20 protein-coding genes are annotated in these 22,575 nt (G+C 53.4%); 7 read left to right on the top strand and 13 right to left on the bottom strand.

Features of this window, described 5'->3' with window-relative positions; translation table 11 throughout:
- Positions 1-4 precede the first annotated feature (4 nt).
- From THS27_RS15285 to THS27_RS15250, 8 genes are all read right to left on the bottom strand, one after another.
- On the bottom strand, positions 5-1,141 hold the full coding sequence (locus THS27_RS15285; RefSeq protein WP_085592353.1) for an FAD-binding oxidoreductase: 1,137 nt from the start codon (positions 1,139-1,141) through the stop codon (positions 5-7).
- Positions 1,138-2,172, bottom strand: coding sequence for a histone deacetylase family protein (locus tag THS27_RS15280; protein ID WP_139835602.1), 1,035 nt, complete (start codon positions 2,170-2,172; stop codon positions 1,138-1,140). Before THS27_RS15280 ends, THS27_RS15285 begins: the two co-directional genes overlap by 4 nt.
- 74 nt (positions 2,173-2,246) lie before the next feature.
- Positions 2,247-3,176: a 3-keto-5-aminohexanoate cleavage protein gene (locus tag THS27_RS15275; RefSeq protein ID WP_085592349.1), complete on the bottom strand. Its 930-nt coding sequence runs from the start codon at positions 3,174-3,176 to the stop codon at positions 2,247-2,249.
- The gene (locus THS27_RS15270; RefSeq protein WP_246832979.1) at positions 3,169-4,560 is read right to left on the bottom strand and encodes an aspartate aminotransferase family protein; all 1,392 of its coding nucleotides are present in this window, start codon (positions 4,558-4,560) and stop codon (positions 3,169-3,171) included. The genes THS27_RS15275 and THS27_RS15270 overlap by 8 nt, the downstream gene beginning before the upstream one ends.
- Before the next feature lie 27 nt (positions 4,561-4,587).
- Complete coding sequence (locus THS27_RS15265; protein ID WP_085592347.1) at positions 4,588-5,685, bottom strand: ABC transporter ATP-binding protein; 1,098 nt, start codon at positions 5,683-5,685, stop codon at positions 4,588-4,590.
- 96 nt (positions 5,686-5,781) lie between these two features.
- Positions 5,782-6,936 carry an extracellular solute-binding protein gene (locus THS27_RS15260; protein WP_085592345.1) on the bottom strand — a complete coding sequence of 385 codons (1,155 nt, stop codon included), beginning with the start codon at positions 6,934-6,936 and terminating at the stop codon, positions 5,782-5,784.
- A 75-nt stretch (positions 6,937-7,011) separates the two neighbouring features.
- Positions 7,012-7,818 (bottom strand): ABC transporter permease, encoded by an 807-nt coding sequence (locus THS27_RS15255; RefSeq protein WP_085592343.1) that lies wholly within the window; start codon positions 7,816-7,818, stop codon positions 7,012-7,014.
- Positions 7,819-7,831: 13 nt separating this feature from the next.
- Entirely contained in the window at positions 7,832-8,707 is an 876-nt protein-coding gene (locus THS27_RS15250) for an ABC transporter permease (RefSeq protein ID WP_085592341.1), read from the bottom strand.
- 174 nt (positions 8,708-8,881) lie between these two features.
- On the opposite strand from THS27_RS15250, the gene THS27_RS15245 reads away from it, so the two are divergent.
- Both THS27_RS15245 and moaD read left to right on the top strand, forming a co-directional pair.
- Positions 8,882-9,826 carry a LysR family transcriptional regulator gene (locus THS27_RS15245; RefSeq protein WP_085583428.1) on the top strand — a complete coding sequence of 315 codons (945 nt, stop codon included), beginning with the start codon at positions 8,882-8,884 and terminating at the stop codon, positions 9,824-9,826.
- A 71-nt stretch (positions 9,827-9,897) separates the two neighbouring features.
- Entirely contained in the window at positions 9,898-10,149 is a 252-nt protein-coding gene (gene moaD, locus THS27_RS15240) for a molybdopterin converting factor subunit 1 (protein WP_085583426.1), read from the top strand.
- Positions 10,150-10,226: 77 nt separating this feature from the next.
- Here moaD and choV read toward each other — a convergent pair whose 3' ends face one another.
- From choV to THS27_RS15225, 3 genes are all read right to left on the bottom strand, one after another.
- Entirely contained in the window at positions 10,227-11,408 is a 1,182-nt protein-coding gene (choV, locus tag THS27_RS15235) for a choline ABC transporter ATP-binding protein (RefSeq protein ID WP_085583424.1), read from the bottom strand.
- Position 11,409: 1 nt separating this feature from the next.
- Entirely contained in the window at positions 11,410-12,258 is an 849-nt protein-coding gene (gene choW, locus THS27_RS15230; RefSeq protein WP_085592339.1) for a choline ABC transporter permease subunit, read from the bottom strand.
- A gap of 146 nt (positions 12,259-12,404) precedes the next feature.
- The gene (locus THS27_RS15225; RefSeq protein WP_085592337.1) at positions 12,405-13,367 is read right to left on the bottom strand and encodes a choline ABC transporter substrate-binding protein; all 963 of its coding nucleotides are present in this window, start codon (positions 13,365-13,367) and stop codon (positions 12,405-12,407) included.
- Positions 13,368-13,711: 344 nt separating this feature from the next.
- On the opposite strand from THS27_RS15225, the gene betI reads away from it, so the two are divergent.
- From betI to THS27_RS15200, 5 genes are all read left to right on the top strand, one after another.
- Positions 13,712-14,302, top strand: coding sequence for a transcriptional regulator BetI (gene betI, locus THS27_RS27415; RefSeq protein ID WP_139835601.1), 591 nt, complete (start codon positions 13,712-13,714; stop codon positions 14,300-14,302).
- Between the two features lie 57 nt (positions 14,303-14,359).
- On the top strand, positions 14,360-15,817 hold the full coding sequence (betB, locus tag THS27_RS15215; protein ID WP_139835600.1) for a betaine-aldehyde dehydrogenase: 1,458 nt from the start codon (positions 14,360-14,362) through the stop codon (positions 15,815-15,817).
- Between the two features lie 55 nt (positions 15,818-15,872).
- Positions 15,873-17,552, top strand: a complete 1,680-nt coding sequence (gene betA / locus THS27_RS15210) for a choline dehydrogenase (RefSeq protein ID WP_085592333.1) — start codon at positions 15,873-15,875, stop codon at positions 17,550-17,552.
- Positions 17,553-17,720: 168 nt separating this feature from the next.
- Entirely contained in the window at positions 17,721-19,331 is a 1,611-nt protein-coding gene (locus tag THS27_RS15205) for an L-serine ammonia-lyase, iron-sulfur-dependent, subunit alpha (protein ID WP_085592331.1), read from the top strand.
- Between the two features lie 84 nt (positions 19,332-19,415).
- Positions 19,416-20,729 (top strand): FAD-binding oxidoreductase, encoded by a 1,314-nt coding sequence (locus THS27_RS15200; protein ID WP_210402918.1) that lies wholly within the window; start codon positions 19,416-19,418, stop codon positions 20,727-20,729.
- On the opposite strand, the gene THS27_RS15195 is transcribed toward THS27_RS15200, so the two are convergent.
- Both THS27_RS15195 and THS27_RS15185 read right to left on the bottom strand, forming a co-directional pair.
- Positions 20,726-21,418, bottom strand: coding sequence for a cysteine hydrolase family protein (locus tag THS27_RS15195; RefSeq protein ID WP_085592326.1), 693 nt, complete (start codon positions 21,416-21,418; stop codon positions 20,726-20,728). The genes THS27_RS15200 and THS27_RS15195 overlap by 4 nt on opposite strands.
- A gap of 371 nt (positions 21,419-21,789) precedes the next feature.
- Positions 21,790-22,299, bottom strand: a complete 510-nt coding sequence (locus tag THS27_RS15185; protein ID WP_085592322.1) for a group III truncated hemoglobin — start codon at positions 22,297-22,299, stop codon at positions 21,790-21,792.
- Positions 22,300-22,575: the final 276 nt, after the last annotated feature.

Here is a 22,575-nt window from a genome sequence, read left to right as displayed (position 1 = left end):
GCGATTAGGACAATGAGGGTCGGGTGGGCGACAATGCAGCCCGGGTGACGCCCAGCTTTTGCATTGCAGCGGGAACGTCTTCGCCGCAAATTGTGCTGGCGGCATATTCACCCATTGCCGGTGCAGTTTGAATACCATATCCGCCTTGTCCGGCCAGCCAGTAAAAACCGGTATGATCGGGGTCAAAACCCGAAACCGGGTCGCCATCGGCAAAGAAGCTGCGCAGCCCGGCCCAGCTTTCGCCCGGGCGATTAACCGTTAATGTGGTGGCAGTGATCAGCCGGTCAATTGTAATGGCAATATCGAGTTCTTCGGGCTGTGCATCTTGCGGGGTGGTGGGGGTGGCATCGGCGGGCGATACCAGCAAACGTCCGGCATCGGGTTTGAAATACAAGCCTTCGTCGACGGTGCAGACCATATGCCAATGATCGGCTTCTATCCCGGCGGGCAGGTCGACCATGACAGCCGTGCGCCGTTTCGGGGTTAGGCCAAGCGGTTTGACCTGTGCCTGTTTTGCAATTTCGTCGGCCCATGCCCCTGCGGCATTCACAACAATGGTGCCGTTATACACCTCGCCCGTACCAATGGTCACTTGCCAGCCGTCATTTGTTTTTTCAACAGCGCTGACATCAGCGCGGGTGACAACAGTGCCGCCCATTTTTTTAAACTGTGTGATAAAGCCCCAATGCAGGGCATGAACATCTATATCCATGGCATCGGTTTCAAGCGCGCCGCCGATCAGCAATTCGGGCTTCACAATTGGCACCAGTTCGGTAATTTGTTCGGGGCTAAGCGCAATCACATTTGCCCCGTTGGCACGGCCTTCTGTCAAAAGCTCGTCCAATTTGGCTTCTTCGCCCGGCATTGCGGTAATAATAACACCACGCGGGGTCAAGATGGGGTGGGATGTGAAACCATCGGGCGGGGTCAGGAAAAACGACTTGCTGGCAGTCGACATTTTGCGGATGATTTTGGGGCCGTATGTTTCACTATACAGGGCGGCCGAACGCCCGGTGCTGTGATAGCCCGGTTGATCTTCACCTTCCAGCACCACAACCTTTTTGCCCTTTTGCGCCAGAAAATATGCCGCAGACATTCCGGCAATACCGCCACCAATAATGATAATGTCGGTTGTGGTCATGATCGTGCCTCCGCAAAACTTTCTAAAAACTGCACCAGGTTATTCGCCAGTGTCGGGCTGACATAGCCCCCTTCCTGAACTATCACGGTGGGCAGACCGATCAAGCTGATTTTACGGGCGATTTTACCAAACCCGCCGGTGCTGACGGTTAAGCCGCCAAACGGATCATCGCGTGAGGCATCCAGCCCGCAGGCGAGAACCAAAGCGCCGGGCGCATAATGATGGATGATGTCGGTTGCGCGATCCAGGGCCGATAAAAACACATCATCGCCGCTGCCAAGGGGCAGGGGAATGTTGTGGTTATATCCCAATCCCCGGCCTGTTCCGCGTTCCTGGGCATGGCCCCAGTAAAAGGGGTAAAATTGCGCCGGGTCGGCATGGATCGACACGGTTAAAACATCGTCGCAATCATAAAAAATATGCTGGGTGCCGTTGCCATGATGCAGGTCGATATCAAGGATGGCGACGCGGCCAAATTGTTCGCGCAGTTGCCGGGCGGCTATGGCGGAATTGTTAAGATAACAAAACCCCCCGGCAATATCGCGGCTGGCATGGTGCCCGGGTGGGCGGCATAGGGCATAGGCGCAATCGGCATTATTGTCATCGCGCACATGGCGGGCTGCGGCGACAGCACAATTGGCACTGCTGCGCGCCGATTGCCATGTGGTGGCCGAAACCGGGCAGGATGTATCGCCCAAATGAAAACCGGCTTGTGCCGCGGGTGTTTGCGGATAGGGGCCGGTACGGTCAAGCGGGTGAATATGGGGAACCACAATTTCGGCCCCGCCCGCAGCGCGCCAATCGCGATGAATGTTTTCCAAAAACCGCAAATATTCTGGCGAATGTACCTGTGCGATTGGCGCCAGCCCGAAATCAGCCGGGCTTTGCGGGATGATGCCGAGTTTTCCAAGCGCCGAATTAAGGATTTCGGCGCGTTCGGGCACCTCGGGAATGGGTTTTCGTTCGCCACCCACCATAAAAGTCTGGCCGTGGTGCAACATTTGATCGGGTGAAAAATAGGCATGCATCATCGGGCCGCCCTTTCATTGCTGATGGTGGTCGTGGTCATGGTGGTGGCGCGATGGATTTATCAGAACCGGATCAGTTAAAACGAAACGTTATCCGCACCCTTTAGGCCCAGCATCACACGGGCTTCGTCAGGGGTGGCAATTTCAAGGTTCAATCCGGCCAATATCTCGCGAATTTTCACCACCTGTTCGGCATTATTTTGCGCCAGTTGGCCCTTGCGAATATAAAGGTTGTCTTCAAGCCCGACACGCACATGCCCGCCCATACTGGCCGACATGGTGGCAAAGGGAATTTGATGCCGCCCGGCCCCCAGGACGGAAAACCGGTATTGATCACCAAAAAGCCGGTCGGCAGTGGCTTTCATATGGATCAGGTTTTCAGGGTCGGCACCAATGCCGCCGAGAATACCCAGCACGAATTGCAAAAAGATGGGGCCTTTGACCAAACCGCGATCCACATAATGGGCCAGGGTATAAAGATGGCCGACATCGTAACATTCAAATTCAAACCGGGTGCCGTTGGCTTCGCCCAATTTCGCCAGCATTATTTCTATATCTGAAAAAGTATTTTTAAATACGAAATCCCGGCTGTTTTCCAGAAATTCGGGTTCCCAGTTATGTAGCCATTCTGTTTTGCGATTAAGGGCTGGAAACAGGCCGAAATTCATGGTGCCCAGGTTTAGCGACGCCATTTCGGGGGCGGCTTGTTGTGCAGCTTGTATGCGTTGCTCGACCGTCATGGTCATGCCGCCGCCCGTTGAAATGTTGATAACGGCGTTGGTGGCATCTTTGATGCGCGGTAGAAACTGCATAAACAAATCAGGGTTTGGGGCGGGGAAACCTGTTTTAGGGTCGCGGGCGTGCAAATGTAAAATTGCCGCACCGGCGTCGGCCGCAGCAATCGCCTGATCGGCGATTTCATCGGGGGTGATTGGCAAATGGGGGCTCATGGACGGGGTATGAACCGACCCGGTAATTGCACAGGTGATAATAACTTTATCAGCCATGATCCAAACCTCCCGCCTGTTTTAATTCTTCTGCCAGTTCGATCAGGGCTTCGTTTAGCGGGACCAGAATATCGTCAAACTGGTCTGGCGTGATGGTGAGCGGGGGGCAAATCATAACATGGTCGCCCCGATAGCCGCCTCGCGTGCGCCGCCAGTAAATGATTAATCCCTTGTCATAGGCGATATCAACCAGCCGGGCCGCCGCCATGTGCTTCGGTGCAATCGGCTCCATGGTGTCGCGATTGGCGACCAGCTCAATCGCCAGCATCAGGCCAAGGCCACGAACATCGCCAATCATGGCGTGTTGGGTCATCAGCTTGGTAAGTTCGGCCTTTAACGCCGCGCCTGATTGGGCGGCATTGGCCAGAAGGTCGTCTTGTTCAATGACATCAAGCACGGCATTGCCCGCGGCACAGGCAATCGGGTTGCCCGCATAGGTATAGCCGTGAATAAACCCGCCATGGTCCAGCACCGGGCCGACAATGCGGTCAGGTGCGATCATGGCACCCAGTGGCACATAACCCGCCGCCAGCCCCTTGGAGACGGCCAGAATATCGGGCACGATGTTCCAGTGTTCGGCGGCAAAATAGGTACCGGTGCGCCCGGCACCGGTCATGACTTCATCGTAAATCAGCAAAATGCCGTATTGGTCGCAAATTTCGCGAATGCGGCCATAATAACTGTCGGGTGCCACAAGTGCGCCTGTCGCGGCCCCGCCAACCGGTTCCATGATAAAGGCCAACACCGTTTCCGGGCCTTGGCGTAAAATTTCGGCTTCCAGCATGTTGGCGTATTTCAGGCCCCGGTCATGATCGCTAAGATCATCGCGGTCAAGATAGCAGGTGGGGGCCGGGATTTTGGGCTGATCGACCATCATCGGGGCAAAGGGCGCGTGCATGGGGGTATAGCCGGTAATGGCGAGCGCGCCGAGTGTTGAGCCATGATAGCTGGGAAAGCGCGAAATGACCTTGAAACGCTGTGCTTCGCCAATGGCAAGGGCGTATTGGCGTGCCAGTTTCAGGCAGCTTTCAACGGCTTCGGACCCGCCTGATACAAAAAACACCCGTTCGAGATCGCCCGGGGCGCGTTCGGCCAAACGCCAGGCCAGGTTTTCGGCGGCATCGTTTTCAAAATGCAGGCGATAGGCAAAGGTCGCCTTTTGCATTTGGTCTTGCATGGCGGCAATCACGCGCGGGTCGCTATGGCCAATATTGCTGACCATGGCCCCGCTTGACGCATCAATATAGCGTTTGCCATCCACATCCCACATGTAAACGCCCTTGGCGTGATCAATCAGGGGGCGGCGGGATCGGCTTTGATAAAACAGGCGAGATTCCCGGTTATGTCCGGGTTTTGTCTTTTGAGGTGTCATTTTGGACGTCATTTCGTGGGGCTTTCCTGAACCGGTCGATCAGTCTGCGTGACCGGGTAACAACACACAATTACGCGCAGCGATATGCATAAAAATATCGGCACCTTCGCCAAAGGGGCGGTGATCAATGGGGTTGATAACCTGCCAGTCGCGCCCGGCGGCGGTGACAAAATAGCGGGCCATTTGCCCCAGATAATCAACGGTTTTGACCTTGCCGGGAATGGCAACCGTATCGGCATTGCTGTTATCTTGGTCCGAGAGGGCAATTTTTTCGGCGCGGATAACGACACGAACCTGCTGCTGGTTGTTCACTCGGCTGACCTGATGGGCGGTGGTCAGCAAGGTTTGTCCGCCGTGCAGTTCAACCGGCGTCACCTCGCCACCGTCACCGGCCAAGGCACCGGCGATGATGTTGGAGTGCCCCAGAAAATCGGCAACAAAGGCGGAAACCGGGTTGTTGTAAACGTCTTCGGGCGCCCCTTCCTGCTCGATCGCACCATTGTTCATCACCACCAGTTTGTCCGACATGGCCAGGGCCTCGGACTGGTCATGGGTGACAAAAACGGTGGCAACGCCCAGTTCGCGCTGAATGCGTTTTAGCTCCACCCTCATTTCTTCGCGCAGGTTGGCATCAAGGGCGGATAAAGGCTCGTCAAGCAACAAAACATCGGGCTGGATCACAATGGCGCGGGCCAGCGCAATGCGCTGTTGCTGCCCACCGGAAAGCTGGTTGGGGTAGCGGTCGCCAACATTGGGCAATTGCACAAGGTCGAGCGCATTTTTGACCTTTTGGGCAATGTCGGCTTTGCTGACCCTGCGGTATTTCAGGCCAAAGGCGATGTTATCGAAAATGGTTTTATGGGGAAACAGGGCGTAATTTTGAAACACCAGCCCCAGATTGCGTTTGTGAATGGGCAATTCATTGACCCGTTTATCGCGGATCACAAGATCGCCTTCGGTGATGTCGGTTAGCCCCGCGATCATACGCAGCGTGGTGGTTTTGCCACAGCCCGACGGCCCCAAAAACGTAACAAAGCTGTTGTCGGGGACGGTCAGGTCCATCCGTTTTACGGCGATGAAGTCGCCATATCGTTTAACGACATTGCGCATTTCAACAGCATTCTGGCGTTCGCCCATTCTTCCATACCTTCGTTCGTGGTAGTAAAAACAACCCGGCCCCGCAACAGGGAGAGGCCACCGGGGCCGGGGTGTCGTCACAGGTTTGAAGCGGTGTTAATAGCCGCGCTGGACCCGCGAAAATTTCTTGGACCAGTCCGCTTCGTTTTTGTTCCAGTATGCCGGATCAAAGAAGCTAAGCCCGTCAAGGGTGCCGCTGGGGTCAAAGGCGGGCAGGGTCGGAATGACTTTGCCCAGTTCAACCTTTTTCGGGTCGAGTGCGGGCGGGTAGGATTGGCCTTCGGCAACGGCAATGGCGACGTCTGGCTCCAGCATGAAATTCAACAGTTCTTCACAGGCCGCCATCGGGCTGCCTTTAAGAACAAAGATGCATTCCTGCCAGCCCAGTCCGCCTTTGGGGTCGTAATAGCCAATATCGTGGCCCTGATCTTGCAAGGCGCGAATACGGCCCGACCAGCCTTCGGTGACATAGATTTCTTCTTCGGCCAGAAGGCTCATCAGTTCGGCACCTGATGTCCAGTATTTCAGGGCCAGGTCGCGGTGCTTGCGGATCATGTCCCAAACGGCTTCGATGTCGTGAATGTCGTTGGGGTTCTGGTCCGATTGCAGGGCACCGTACCAGATACGGGTTTTCCATTCGGCCCAGCCACCGATTTTGCCTTTATAGGCGTCATCAACCATCAGCTTCGCGCCCTTGGCTTTGGCTTCGTCATCGCTGATATGTTTGCGATTATAGGCAATGCCGGTGGTGCCATAGTCATAGGGAACAGCGGAAAGTTTGCCGTTAGAAATTTTGCGAAGCGGCGTGATCAGGTTGGGGATCACGGTTTTCAAATTCGGAATGTTATCTTCGTTCAGTTCGGAGCTAAGCTCCATATTGTGATAACGGGCATAGTCAAACACACCGGAAAGATGGGCGAGGTTAAATTCGCCGGGCTGGCTGGACTTAACCCGTGCCAGATATTCATCGGCCCCGCCAAACGTGCCCGATACAACCTTGATGCCGGTTTTTTGGGTGTAAGGCGCAAAGGCGTATTTTTCAAAGGCTTCGGAAACCACGCCGCCCCAGCCGTCAAACCGGACCTGTTCGGGTGTTGCGGCCTTGGCCGAATTAACCAACATGCCCATTGGCCCGCCCATAATGCCGGCGGTGGCCCCGGCGGCACCCAGTACAGTTAAAAAGGTGCGGCGGCTGATTTCGCCGTTTTTAAAACGGGTTAACAGGCGTTCATAACGTTTTGTGTCATCCATCGGGTAGCCTCCTGATAAAGGTTTTGATGTTTTTGTATTTTGTTTGGGCAATTGGCGACGGGTTTTCCCGTTTCGTTAATTTTGTGTTTTGGCTTTCATGCGTTGCGCCGACATGTGCCGGGCAATGGCGGTGGCAATAAGGGGCAGGGCGACGGTGAAAATCACCATAACGGCCCCCAGCGCATTGATTTCCGGGCTGATGGAATTGCGCAGCATGGCAAAAATCTGGGTGGGGACGGTTTCAACACCGCCCGGTTTCCAAAACAGGGTGCCGGTAATATCGTCAAACGAAATGGTGAAGGAAAACAGCATTCCCGCCATCACTGCAGGCAGCATCAGCGGCAGGGTGATTTCAAAAAACGTTTGTATGGGTGTGGCACCCAGGCTCATGGCGGCTTCTTCAACGTCGCGGCGGATCGATACCAGGCGTGCCTGCACCACCAGCAATACAAATGGCAGGGTAAACACCACATGCCCCATTAACAGCAGGCCGAAACTTTTTGGCAGTTCCAGAAACTGTAAAAACAGCAGCAAAGCCACCGCCAGAACCACTTCGGGGATCAGGATCGGGGCGATCAACAGGCTGGAAATGGCCTTTTTGCCGGGAAAGTCATAACGGACCATGGCAACGGCGGCCATGGTGCCAATTGTTGTGGAAATGGCACTGGTTAAGGCCCCCAGTAACAGCGATGTTTTAAAGGCGCGCACGATGGCATCGTTATGCAGCAGCGAATTAAACCAGCGCAGCGAAAACCCTTCGATTGGGAAGCTGCCAAACTGGTTGGCGTTAAAAGCCAGCAAAATGACCACCACGACGGGCGCGAATAAAAACAGATAGACCAGAATGGTGGCAATGCGGATCCAGGACCAGCCGTTTGTCATGACCATATCCCCCTTACCGGAAACTTTTGGCGATTTGATCAACGCCAAGATAACGGGTGTAAATCACAACCAGCCCGCCCAGAAATGCCAGCAGCACCAGCGATAGTGCTGAACCCAGCGGCCAGTTTAACTGCGTAATGATGGCTTCATAGACCAGATTGGCGAACATCGCATCGCGCGGCCCGCCCAAAATTAGCGGGGTGATATAGGTGCCCGCCGCCAGCACAAAACACAAAAGCGAGCCCGCAGCGAGGCCGGGAAAAGACAACGGCAGGGTGACCTCGCGAAAGGCCTGAAACCCGTTGCAGCCAAGGCTTTCGGCGGCTTCGGTCAGGTTTTTGTCGATGCCCTCAAGGCTGACATAGACATTTAAAATCATAAAAGGCAGCAAATAATGCACAAGGCCCAGAACAACCGTGGTCTGGTTATAAAGCATGTTGAGCGGGCTATCGATGATACCAGCCCATAAAAGCAGGCCATTTAACGCGCCTGATGTGCCAAGGATATTGATCCACGACATGGTGCGGATGATATAGCTGATCCAGAAGGGCAGCATTAACATCAGCAACAGCAATGTTTTGGACCGCATCTTGGTGTTGGCAACAAAATAGGCGGGAATATAGCCGACAAAGGCGCAGATGACCGTAGTGTAAAGGGCAATTTTCAGGGTTTGAAACAGGATGTCGCGATAAAAAACGTCGCTAAGAACTTCCTGCCAGTTATCGACATAAAACCCGACCTGATCGGCACCAGTGGCGGTGCGCAGCCAGAACGAATACACCACGATAAACATCATGGGGATCACAAGCAGCAATCCGATCGTCGTCAATGACGGCGATAGCAGTATCCATGGCGCACGTTTTTGCGCACTTGCGATATCTGCGGCCATATGGGCCTCCCGTTTTTGCGGCTGGAACGGACTATGTTTTTACCCTGATATCCGTTTTCAACCGGGCAGCCTGCGCTGCCGATTATGGCTGTTTCACCCATTCCACCTTATGCTTGCCTATAGCGCAAATAGATAAGTAGAATGTATCTCATAGCCGTTTGCTATGGGGGCCGTATGGACGACATTTTAAAACGCCGGTTTGACTGGAATTTGCTGCACACGTTTACCGTGATTGTCGAAGAACGATCAATCACCGGGGCGGCCAACCGCCTGTTATTGCGCCAGCCCAGTGTTAGTAATGCCTTAAAACGGCTGGAAGACCAGATTGGCGCGCGCCTGATTGATCGGGAGCGGGGCCGGTTTGAAGTGACCGAACAAGGACTGGCACTTTATCACGAATGCCGCGAAATTTGCGGGGCGATTGGCCGTTTGTCCGATGTAATGCAAGATAGCGGCGGGCAATTAACCGGCCATTTGCATTTATGGATGGCAAGCCATGTGGTGTTTCCCCCACTGGACGACGCCCTGTTTGAATTTAACCGGGGCCATCCGCGCGTGACATACGAAATCAATGTTGCGACATCGGCGCATGTTGTCAGCCAGGTCTTGTCGCAACAGGCCAGTTTTGGCATTTGCCTGGTTAATGAACAGCACCCTAAACTGGAATATCGTCGGCTGTATCGCGAACATTTTGGCTTTTTTTGCGGGCCGACCCATCATTTGTTTGGCCGAACAGACCTGACCCTTGCCGATTTGCGCCACGAGGCGTTCGTGTCGTTTTCCACCGACCAGTTATCAGATGCCTTGGCACCCGTAGCCGTCTTGCGTGCGCGCGAAGGTATGAAAGGTAAGGTCATTGCCACCAGCCCGCATCTGGAAGAAGTACGGCGTTTGATCAATGCCGGGCTGGGGATTGGCCCCTTGCCGATCCATGTGGTTAAAAATGCCCGCGATCGCGGCATTTTGTGGCAATTGCCGCCCTATGATGCGCCGCCCGCGATTGATATTTATCTGGTCACCAACCCGCGCATGTCGCTGGGCCGGGCGGAGCGCTTTTTTATCGATAATCTGACATCACGGCTGGATGCCGCCCCTGACGGGTTTTTTATCTATTCGTAGGGATTGCGGGCTTGTGCCCACCGGGCCTTTGGGCCAGCATGCGCCAAACATTATCAAACACCGGGAACATCATGAAAATTGTTTATTTTGCCTGGGTCAAAGACCGCATCGGCATTGCCGAAGAAACACTGGATTTACCAACGGATATTAAAACCGTTGCCGATTTGCTGGCATGGATGCCAACACGCGGGGCTAATTATGCCGATGCCATGAAAGACCCGGCTTTGGTGCGTGTGGCACTGGATCAGGAATTTGCCCAGCCCGATGCGGTGATTGGCGAAACACGCGAAATCGCATTATTTCCGCCGGTTACAGGTGGCTAACAGCCAAACATGAAAAAGGCGGCCCGGATATATACAGGCCGCCCTTCGTTTTTGTGTCGTGGGTACGTTTGTTTTAACTAGGTCAGGCTGGCAAAAAATTCGCGGCGGCCCAGCGTGCCAGACAGGCGGCCTTCGCGGGTTAAAATCACCGGGTTTTGGGTGATTTCCCGCATTTCGACCAGATTTTTCAAGAGTACCGTATCATCGGCGACAAAAATGATCGAGTTGTCCGTTGCATCCAGATGGGCGGGCAAGGTGCCGTCATAATTGATCAGCTTTAACGCGCCATTTTCGCCGCTTTGGGCCGATTTGATCACACCATTTTCCACGGTGATCTGGATATCTTCGTCCTCGATGGCAAAATTGCCAGAACCGTTACGCTGTTCCTTGGTGGCGCGTTGCATGATGGCGCGGCCCCGCAAAATGTTAACCGGGTTCATATGGGCAACAAAATCGGCGACATAGTCATTGGCCGGGCGAAGGGCGATGTCCTCGGGCGTGCCATGCTGCACCACATAACCACCTTCCATGATGGCAATCGAATTGCCCAGTTTCATGGCTTCATCAAGATCATGGCTGACAAATAAAATGGTTTTGTTCAGCTTGTCCTGCAAATCGAGCAATTCATCCTGCAAGCGATTGCGGATAAGCGGATCAAGGGCGGAAAAGGGTTCGTCCATCAGCAGGATTGGCGCGTCGGTGGCAAAGGCGCGAGCAAGGCCGACACGTTGCTGCATACCGCCTGAAAGTTCATGGGCGTATTTTGAAGCCCATTCATCCAAGCCCACCAAAGCAAGTTTTTCACGTACCACTTCGTCGCGTTGTTTGGCATTCATGCCGCGCAGTTCCAGCCCGAAACCGACATTTTCGGCAACGGTGCGCCACGGCAGCAGCGCAAATTGCTGAAACACCATCGCGACATGTTCGCGGCGCAGTGTGCGCAGGGTTTGTGCATTGCATGTGGTGACATCGGTAACGTCGTTTTCATCGCCATGGCGCACGCGCAATGACCCGCGCGAGACCTTGTTCAGGCCATTTACACAGCGCAACAATGATGATTTGCCCGAGCCAGACAACCCCATCAGCACGCAAATTTCACCTTGCGGCACGTTAAAGCTGACATCGGCAACGCCAAGGATATTGTTGGTGGCTTCCTGAATTTCCGAGCGGTTTTTACCCTGATCCAGCAGGGCGAGGGCATCGGCCTGACGGTCGCCAAAAATTACGTCGATATTATCGAATTCAACGGCATTGGTCATGTTATTGCCCCGTATTTTCACTGTTGTCGCGGCGGCATATGCGGTCCAGCACGATGGCAAGAATGACAATCGCCAAACCGGCCTCGAAACCTTGTGCGATGTTAACGGTGTTAAGCGCGCGGACAACCGGCTTACCCAGACCATCGGCACCGACGAGGGCCGAAATCACCACCATTGACAGCGAGAGCATGATGCACTGGGTCAGCCCGGCCATGATCGATGGCATGGCGGAAGGCAGTTCGACCTTGAATAAAAGCTGGCGCGGGGTGCAGCCAAAACTTTGCCCGGCCTCGATTAAGGCTTTTGGGGTGGACGCAATGCCAAGCTGGGTTAAGCGAACCGGAGCGGCGATAGAGAAAATGATTGTCGAAATCAGCCCGGGAACCACGCCCAGACCAAACAGGATCAAGGTTGGAATAAGATAAACAAATGTCGGGATGGTTTGCATCAGATCAAGCACCGGGCGCAGCGTATGAGACAACCATGGCCGGTGGGCCGCTGCCACACCGAGCGGAATACCAATGACCATGCAAATCAACGTGGCGTAAAACACCATCGCCAATGTTTCCATGGTGGCTTCCCAATAGCCAAGATTAACGATCAAAAGCAGGGACAACACGGTAAATGCCGTGAGCTTCCATGATTTATGCAGCCAGATCGCCAGACCAGCAAAAAACGCAATAATTACCAGCGGGTGCAGCCAGACAAGTGCATCAACAGTGTGGTCAATAACAAAGCCCAGCGCATCCGAGATGGCATAAAATACAAAGTCGGCATGCTCATTAAGGCCATCCATCAAGGATGCAATCCAGCTTCCCAGCGGAATTTTGGTTTCCGTGAGCCATTCCATAGAATTAATTCCATCAATTATGATTGGGTATTTACAAATTCAAACGCAGATCGGTGTTTGTTTATGCCGTTTCATGTGCGTCAGGCACAACCCTTGCCCACGGTAAAACCGGGGCAGGGGTCGTCGTGCAGTTTTTTGGCGCCAGATTAAAGGCCGAGTTCTTTTTTCAAGGCAGCGTTGGCATCGCCGCCATCAACGGTGGTCACACCATCAAGCCACCCATAAGCGGTATCGGCATTATTTTTGAGCCATGCCGTGGCGGCTTTTGCCGGGTCCTGATTGTCGTTGAGAATGGAATCCATGATCTGGTTTTCCATCGGCAGGCTGAATTTCAGGTTATTGACGAATTTGCCGGCATTCGGGCAATCAGCAAGGAAACCCTTGCGGACATTGGTGTAAACCGTGGCCCCGCCATAGTTGGGGCCGAAAACATCGTCGCCGCCATCAAGATATTTCATATCGTATTTGGCATTCATCGGGTGCGGTTCCCAGCCAAGGAAGACGATGAATTTATCGCGCGATGTTTTGCGTTTTACCTGGGCTAGCATGCCTTGCTCGGATGATTCAACCAGTTTGAAATTGCCGAGCTCAAACTGGTTATTGTCGATCATGTCCTGGATCAGGCGGTTGCCGTCATTGCCAGGTTCGATCCCGTAAATTTCGCCATCAAGCTGGTCTTTAAATTTGGCAATGTCCTGAAAACTTTTCAAACCGGCGTCATAGGCCGCCTTGCTGACTGCCAGGGTGTATTTTGCCCCTTCAAGATTGGCTTTCAGCTTTTCGACCGATCCATCGTCAAGATAAGGTTTGATATCGGCAGACATGGTCGGCATCCAGTTGCCCAGAAACACGTCAACATCGCCGTTTTTAAGGCTGGCATAGGTCACAGGGACGGACAGCAATTCGGTTTTGGTGGTGTAACCCAGCGCATCAAGCATCACCGATGCGGTCGCCGTGGTTGCGGTAATGTCAGTCCAGCCAACATCGGAAAACGTAACGGTTTTACAAGCGGCGGTGACTTCGGCCTGTGCAGTGGATGCGCCAAATAATACGGCACCGGTAATCATGGTGCTGCACAGAAGGCGGTTGATGGTTTTGTGACGGATCATGCTTCTGGTTCTCCCTTATGTGGACCTGACGGTTACTGTTGCCAAACATGGCAACAGACTCTCGGTTCCGGAGGCCAGACGAACATCAACGGTCTTACTCGCCAATATCCGTCCAGAACCACAACACAACACGGTGTTGCGGGCCGGAATAAATATAAACAAACAGAGACACATACTGAAAAGGGCGCAAATGCGCGCTGTGATGCGGATGACAGCCCTGTCTGTTTTTATTGATTGAATGTTCAATTAAAGTACAGCATATTTACGGAAGGTCAATTGCGAAGGACAAAAAACCCGATATCGAGGTTTTTGGTTCTTCGGATCGCACGTTTTTGGATACCAGAATGCCCAAGGTTGGAATGCAGCCTGTCCGTCGCAGGCAATTGATAGACGCGACGATTACGACCATTCATCAGTATGGTTTTGCCGATGCGACAATCAGTCGCATTGCCGGTGCTGCCGGAATGTCATCGGGAATTATTTCGCATTATTTCGGCGGCAAAAATGCCCTGCTTGAAGCAACGATGCTGTTTTTATTGCAGGAATTGCGAGCCGACTTTTTAAAGCGGGTGGCACAATGCGCAACGCCCATGCAGCGTCTCGAAGCCATTGTGAACACCAATTTTAATGAAGAACAATGCACGCCGCCGGTGACAGTTGCCTGGTTGTCCTTTTGGGCGCAGGTGCCTTTTTCCGAAGGGTTGCGGCGGTTGAACACCGTGTATTTTCGCCGGTTGGCCTCGAACCTGCGCCATGAATTGCGCATTCTGACCAGCGATGAAAAGGCCAATGAAATTGCCGACGTGATGGCCGCAATGATTGACGGCATCTGGGTGCGGTCCGGTTTGTCGCCAGGGCAGGCGGATGTGACGGCTGCGCGCAAGATGGTGCTTGATACGCTGCACCTGCGATTAAACGCGGCCGCGGCCCCGTAACAGAAATTATCCCAAAGCGCGTTGCACCTTTCGCGATGCTTGCAGGAGTTTATGAATATGACCCTTTATCAGATTAGAAATTTTATCGACGGTAAATTACAGCCAGGCAACGGCGTTGCCATGACGACCCTGAACCCGGCCAATAACGAAGTTCTTGCATCGGGTTTTGAAAGCACGGCGGGCGATGTTGATGCCGCCGTAAAAGCCGCGCGCAAAGGTTTGGCGGTTTGGAAGGCCACCCCGAGCGCACAGCGCGCCCGGGTGCTGTTTAAGGCCGCACAGATTTTGCGTGACCGTAACGACGAACTGGCATTGGTTGAAACCCGCGACACTGGCCGTGCCATTCAGGAAACCGAAATTGTTGATGTGGTTTCGGGTGTTGAATGCCTGGAATATTTTGCCGGTGTGGCAGGCAGCATCACGGGCGAGCATATCGACCTTGCCGGGAATTTTGCCTATACACGGCGCGAGCCGGTGGGTGTTTGTGCCGCCATTGGCGCGTGGAATTATCCGATTCAGATTGCGTGCTGGAAAGCCGCCCCGGCATTGGCATGTGGCAATGCGGTTGTTTACAAACCGTCTGAAGTAACGCCGTTATCGGCCATTGCCGTGGCGCAGGCCTTGCAGGAAGCCGGTTTGCCTGACGGGGTTTATAACGTGGTGCAGGGCGCGCGTGAATGCGGGGCGGCGTTGGTCGAACATCCCGGTGTGGACAAGGTTTCATTGACCGGTTCGGCGCAAACAGGCGCCAAGGTGGCATCGGTCGCGGCGGGCGGCATGAAGGCCGTGACCATGGAACTGGGCGGTAAATCGCCGATGATTGTATTTGAAGATGCCGATCTTGATAATGCGGTTTCGGGTGCGCAAATGGCGAATTTTTATTCGTCCGGCCAGATTTGCTCGAACGGGACGCGGGTGTTTGTGCATGAAAGCGTCAAGGATGCATTTTTGGAAAAGCTGGTGGCGCGCAGCAACACCCTTGTGCTGGGCGACCCGGAAAAACCCGAAACCCAGGTTGGCCCAATTGTCAGCAAAACGCAGTTTGACACGATCATGTCCTACATCGAAATCGGTAAAAAAGAAGGCGCGACCGTTGTTCTGGGCGGCGAAGCCGTAAGCGAGAACATGCCCAAGGGCGGTTATTATGTGGCACCCACCGTATTTGCCGATTGCACCGATGATATGACCATTGTGCGCGAAGAAATTTTTGGCCCTGTCATGTCGGTTTTAACCTTCAAAACCGAGGAAGAAGCCATTCGCCGTGCCAATGACACCGAATACGGGCTGGCGGCGGGTGTGTTTACCCGTGATTTGTCGCGCGGGCATCGGGTGGTCGCACAGCTGGAAGCCGGTACGTGCTGGATCAATACCTATAACATCACTCCGATTGAAATGCCGTTTGGCGGGGTTAAAAAATCGGGTGTGGGCCGGGAAAACAGCCGCGCGGCAATTGATCATTATACCCGTGTTAAATCCGTTTATGTCGAAACCGGGGATGTGGAAGCGCCCTATTAAGCGTTCAGCGTGACGCGCCACCGCTCCCCCGTATTGCCAGACACAAGGATTGAAAATGAATAATTCTCCCCCTACACGCAATTACGATTACGTCATTGTCGGTTCCGGGTCGGCCGGGGCTGTTTTGGCCAACCGGTTAACCGAAGACCGCAATGTGAATGTGCTGGTGATCGAGGCCGGGCCGGTGGACCATACGTGGGACTGGCGCATTCATATGCCCACCGCGCTGTCATATCCGATGCAGTCCGAACGTTATAACTGGGCCTATTGGACCACGGCGCAAAAAAACCTGAACAATCGCCGCATGGAAACACCGCGTGGCCGGGTTTATGGCGGGTCCAGCTCGATTAACGGTATGGCCTATGTGCGCGGGCATGCACTGGATTATAATCGCTGGGCAACGGACCCGGGGTTGGCCCAGTGGGATTATGCCAACTGCCTGCCCTATTTTCGCAAGGCCAATACCCGCAATCAGGATAGCCAGGGTGATGATTATCACGGTGGCGATGGCCCGCAGCATGTAACGACCGGGGCCTGTAAAAACCCGCTTTACAAGGCATGGATAAAGGCAGGCGAACAGGCCGGTTACCCGGTGACGTCGGACCAGAACGGTTATCGTCAGGAAGGCGTCGGCACCATGGATATGACGGTTTACAAAGGCCGTCGCTGGTCCACCAGCCGGGCTTATTTACGCCCGGCGATGAAACGGGCAAACCTGACCGTGCATCACAAGGCGCTGGCATTGCGCATTGTGTTTGATGGCAAACGTGCGGTTGGGGTGGATTACCAGCATCAGGGCGGGGTTAAACGCGCCACGGTCGACCGCGAAGTTATTGTATCGGGCGGGTCGATCAATTCGCCCAAACTGTTGATGCTTTCGGGCATTGGCCCAGCGGCACATCTTAAAGAACATGATATTGCGGTGGTGCAGGATTTACCCGGTGTGGGCGAAAACCTGCAGGACCATCTGGAACTTTACGTACAGCAGGAATGCAGCCAGCCGATTAGTTTGCACCGGGTATTGAACCCGTGGGGCAAGCTGAAGGTTGGGCTGGAATGGTATCTGTTTAAAACCGGGTTGGGGGCATCCAACCATTTTGAGGCTGGCGGTTTTATCCGGTCGCGTGCCGGCGTGCAGCATCCTGATATTCAATATCATTTTTTGCCGGCAGCCATGAATTATAATGGTTCGGGTGCGGCGGAAAATGATGGTTTTCAGGCCCATGTTGGCCCGATGCGGTCAAAATCGCGCGGGACAATTCGTTTGGCATCGGCCAACCCGGCAGACCGCCCCATTGTTGACCCTAATTACATGAGCCACCCGGAAGACTGGGAAGAAATGCGGGCATCGGTGCGATTAACCCGGGAAATATTTGCTCAAAATGCCTTTGATGATTTGCGTGGTGGCGAAATTTCACCGGGTAAGGATGTGCAAACCGATGCTGAAATTGATGCCTGGGTCGCCCAACATACCGAAAGTGCCTATCATCCGTCCTGTTCGTGTAAAATGGGCAGCGATGATATGTCGGTCGTGGATGGTGATACCAAAGTGCATGGTATTGAAGGTTTGCGGGTTGTTGACAGTTCGATCATGCCGACTATTTCATCAGGCAATTTGAACGCACCAACGATTATGATTGGTGAAAAAGCCGCTGATATTATTCGTGGTCAATCCTTGCCACCATCAGATGCGCCCTTTTGGGTAAACCCCGAATGGGAAACACAGCAACGATAATACTTGTTGCAATTCCATGTTGTGCAGGCCGGGTATCACCATAGCAGATACCCGGCCTTTTGCCTTTGGGGTTTTCTGGTGTCATCGATGTGCCGCCTGCATTGCTTTTTCGCATCATTGCAGCAATGATTGCGAATATTTTATGCAATTAATTATAGGCGAGGGACCATGCAGGAAATCAGCCTGTTAAATTCCGTAATCGGGCCGGTAATGCGCGGGCCATCAAGTTCGCATTGTGCAGCACCCTATATGATGGCGCGGCTGGTGCGTCAGCTTTCAACATCGAATGGCGAAGTGCTAACGCGTGCCGAAATCCGTTTTGATCCGCGTGGGTCGTTTGCGCCGGTTTATCAGGCGCAAAGTTCGGACGAGAATTTTGCCGCCGGGCTTGCAGATGTAGCTCTGACCGATCCGGGGTTTCGCGATGTTCTGGGGAAAGTTATCAAGGGCGAAGGCTTTGCCTTTACCGTGTCTATTACAGAACTGGGTCGGAATAACCACCCCAACCGGGTTGATTTGGAATTACAGGTAAAGCAGGCTGATGGCACAGTACGAACGGACGTGTATCAGGGCGCGTCAGTTGGCGGTGGCATGTTTTATATCGATCAGATGAACGGGCAGGATGTTTATCTGACCGGGAAAACGGCGAGTGTCTTTGTATATGGTCCGGAAACGGGCGCATTGGCACAGGACATTGTTGCGCTGTCTGCACCGAATAACCAGTTTCTGGGGAGCAATATAGCGACCATCGTAACGACGGGGGGCGCGGCGACGGAACGGCTGGAAATATCGTTACAGCGCGTACCGGATAGTGATGTTATTGCAAAATTGCGCGCTACTGCCGGGATCGATACGGTGTTGGTGGCAGATGCGGCGCAATATCCGGTTTGTGCCACGGATGATCTGTTTTCAACAACAGACGGTGTGCTTGATGTTGTGAAGGACCATCACGGATCGCTGGCAGAAACAGCATTGGCACTGGAGGCGCAGCGTCTGGGCCTGGGGCGTGATGAAACCCGGCAATTGTTTGTCGACCGCGCGCAATTGATGCTGCGCGTTGTTGATGAAGGGTTTGCCGCCCGCGAAGCTGACAATGTGATGCGGTTTTTGACCTTGCGCGCACGGCGGGTGCGTGATGCCAATTTACCTGCCGGGTTGGGGGGCACTGTATTGCAGGATGCGATTGCCGGGGCCCTGGCCGCGATGGAGCGTGATTCAAACCGGGGTTTGGTAGTAGCGGCGCCAACGGCTGGCAGTGCCGGGGTCGTGCCAGGCACGTTGTATGGGCTGGTGCGCCACGGCATTGACATTGATGGTGCGACGGATGCTCTGCAGGTGATGGCGTTGATTGGTGCGGTTTTTGCCGCACGTGGCACATTCGCCGCTGAATGCGGCGGATGTTCGGTGGAAACCGGGGCGTCGGCGGCCATGGCGGCGGCCGGGGTTGTGCAGGCTTATGGCGGCAGTGCGGAACAATGTTTTGATGCGGCCAGCATGTGCCTGATGAATACATTGGGACTGGTTTGCGACCCGGTGGGGGGAGATGTTGAAATTCCCTGTCATGCGCGCAATGTTGCGGGGGTATCGCACGCCTATTCATCTGCGATGGCGGTGATTGCCGGGTTTGATGCGGTTTTGGGATATGACGAACTGGTCGATCAAACTGTTAAAATTGGCAGCATGATGCACCCCGATTTACGCTGCACGGCACGCGGGGGCTGTGCCGCAACAAAGACAGCGCAAAAAATGGTTGAAGAATTGACCGCTAAGGTGCAGTGAATGCGCAAATAATTGACCTGCCCCCTTGGCCTTTCATCGCGAATGGCGCACACTTGGGCACGCTCCATAACACCGAGGCAAATTGTGTTTACCCCCAATTTTTTAACGGCGAACGACAAGGTCGGTGCTTATCCGGCATCCTATTATGCCGCATCGGCAAATCCCATTTATGGTTTTGATACGTTTGATGGGGACGTCACATGTGATGTTGTGGTGATTGGGGGCGGGTTTACCGGTTTGTCGTCGGCATTGCATTTGGCGGAACAGGGCTATGATGTGGTGTTGCTTGAAGCCCACAAGGTTGGCTGGGGTGCGTCCGGGCGCAATGGCGGGCAGGTTGGGTCCGGCCAGCGGCGCGAACAGGACGAGCTTGAAAAAATGCTGGGTGTGGATGATGCCCGCAAATTGTGGGATATCGCCGAACAATCCAAGGATATTGTAAAAAGCCTGATTGAAAAACATGGCATTAATTGCGACTGGAAACCGGGCATTTTACATGCCGACCATAGAGAACGGTTTGTAAAAGGTACCCACGAATATGCCGACAAATTGCGCGATGAATATGGCTATGACCAGATTAGCAAGGTGAATTGCGATGAGATACGCGCAATGGTCGGGTCTGAATTTTATCATGGCGGATCGCTTGATATGGGGGCAGGGCACCTGCACCCGTTAAATTTCGCCCTTGGTCTGGCTGTGGCGGCGCGTCAGGCGGGGGTGCGCATTTACGAAAATGCCATGGTGAGCGAATATACCACGGGTGAAAATGTTAATGTAAAGGTGCGCGGTGGCCCGAATGTTACGGGCCAAATGCTGATTTTGGGCTGTAACGGATATCTTGACAGTTTGGATGACCGGGTGGCCCGGCGCGTGATGCCGATTAATAATTTTATTATTGCAACCGAACCACTGGACGATGATGTCGCCCGTGAACTTATCCGCGATGATGTTGCGGTGGCGGATTCAAAATTCGTGATCAACTATTACCGGTTAAGTGCCGATAACCGCATGCTGTTTGGCGGTGGCGAAACCTATAGCTATCATTTTCCCAAAGACATCAAAAGTTTCGTTCAACCCTATATGCTGGAAGTTTACCCGCAATTACGCGATACCCGGATTGATTATGGCTGGGGGGGGACACTGGCGATTACCATGAACCGGATGCCGTATTTTCGCCGGGTTGAAAACCGGGTGTTTTCCGCCAGCGGTTATTCCGGGCACGGGGTTGCCATGGCAACACTTGCCGGGCAAATCATGGCTGAAGCTGTTTCGGGAACAATGGAGCGGTTCGACATAATGGCTAAAGTGCCTGTTCCGACATTTCCCGGAGGTAAAAGCCTGCGATACCCGTTGCTGGTGCTGGCGATGACATGGTTTTCATTGCGTGACCGGCTTTAAGCCGATTTTTGCGATGTAACTTCCGATGGGGCCGGTGTGTTTTTTATCTGATCGTAAGCGCCCCGTGCCATGAGACGGGATTTTGTTGCCTGCCACGAAGACGGTTTGATAGCCAGTGTGGTTGCGTCGCTAAAGGCGACCTTATAACCGCGGTTCAGGGCGGCTGTGACAGTAGCATTTACACAATAATTGCCATCAAGCCCGACAATGATCAGATTGCCAACTTTTTGCCGTTCAAGAACAGCTTCCAGTTTGGGTTCACGAAAGGCATCTGCGTGCGATTTAACGATATCATGGTCGATATCTCCATCCAGTCGGGCGTCAATATCCAATCCACCGGATTTGGGGCCGCCCCGTCCTTTGTTAAGGAACCTGACCAGTAAATTGATGTACCACCCGGCAAATGTTTGCCGGATGGAAATAACGGGGTGCCCGTTTTCATTGGCAAACATCACAAGATCATTGATTGCGGTAATAACCTTTTTAACCAGGTCTGGATCGTAACTGTGTCGTCCGGTTGCATTGGTAAAATCTTCCTGAAGATCGATAATCAGAAGCGCGCTATTGGGGCGGGATTTCAGGTCTATTTTTGTTCCGGTGGTTGTCATCAGGTGACGGCGATGTCCATAAATGGTGTAGCCGATCAAGCCGATTATCAGAAGGGCGGCAAGAAGGATTACAAGCCACATATTGTCTTTCTCCGCGTCGGGTAGGTCAGGGGGCGAGTATTTTGAAACAGGAACAGCGAACTGGCTGTATGTTCAAGTGCATCGCACACGCATTTCAGGCGTTGAAAGTAACGGTAAATCAGAATAACCAAAATTGCCGGAATATTAGAAATATTTTTGGTATTCGTCAGATTTTGAAAAGTATTCCGTTTCGATGTTGCGCGCTGCGACAGGGATCGTGCCTTTAGCCGGACACGATTGCGTATTTCCTTTGTTAGGTTACGCTGGTTTTCCATATTTGTATTAGGCGGGATACGCAAATCATTGTCAACCCGGTTGGCAACGCTGATCGGGTTATGTGTATGATGATATTTTGGTCTGTTCAGGCAATGTTATTTCGGTTGCCAACTGGAAACCGGATCGTATCGTTCGCCTTTGGAAAGGATAACGCCGTTATGGGCGGCGATGCCAACTTCAAAACTTTGTGCAATTCGCAGGGCACGTTCCATGAAATGGCGGGCGGCAACCGGGGGGCAAAGTTCGGCCAGCGTTTCAGCAAACAGGGCCAGCCACTGATCGAAATGGTGGCGGTCAATGGGAAGGGGCATGTGTTTTTGCATGGGGCGCCCGTAATAAGCGCCACTGGCCAGAGCCACCGACGACCAGAATTGACACATATTTTGCAAATGCCCATCCCAATCGCTAATGCGGGCATCAAAAATAGGGCCTAAAAACGGATCGGCGCGGACTTTGGTGTAAAATCCATGGACAACATTATGGATCATTTGCTGGTCAATTCCCGTTTCATCCATGATTTTGCGCGTTGCCCGTTCGCGGCGTTCCTGATGGCTAAGGCCGTCGTTATCGCCGTTATCATCGATGGAATGGGGTCGATCCGTCATAATAGTAATATTATCCCTTGGTCAGAAGTGCCCATGTACGCAACCGGCATACAGGCAAATTTTTGGGTGCTTATAAAACGTGATTTTTGATCTTAACATGACATATGTCATAAAATGACGGCGGCAAGTCAGCGAAAGTGCCATTATAGAAACCGGTCGCGCAAACCATAGGCAGCATAGGCCATCCATCGATATTGGCGGCGTAATCCGGCGAAGGGAAACCTTTTTGGCGGGGTACCCATAATCGGGCCAATATCACTAGGGTCTGGACTCAAT

The sequence above is a fragment of the Thalassospira sp. MCCC 1A01428 genome, assembly GCF_002115825.1.
Lineage (GTDB): Bacteria > Pseudomonadota > Alphaproteobacteria > Rhodospirillales > Thalassospiraceae > Thalassospira.
Note: the sequence above shows the minus strand (reverse complement) of the source record. Positions and strands in the feature narration are given on the sequence as shown.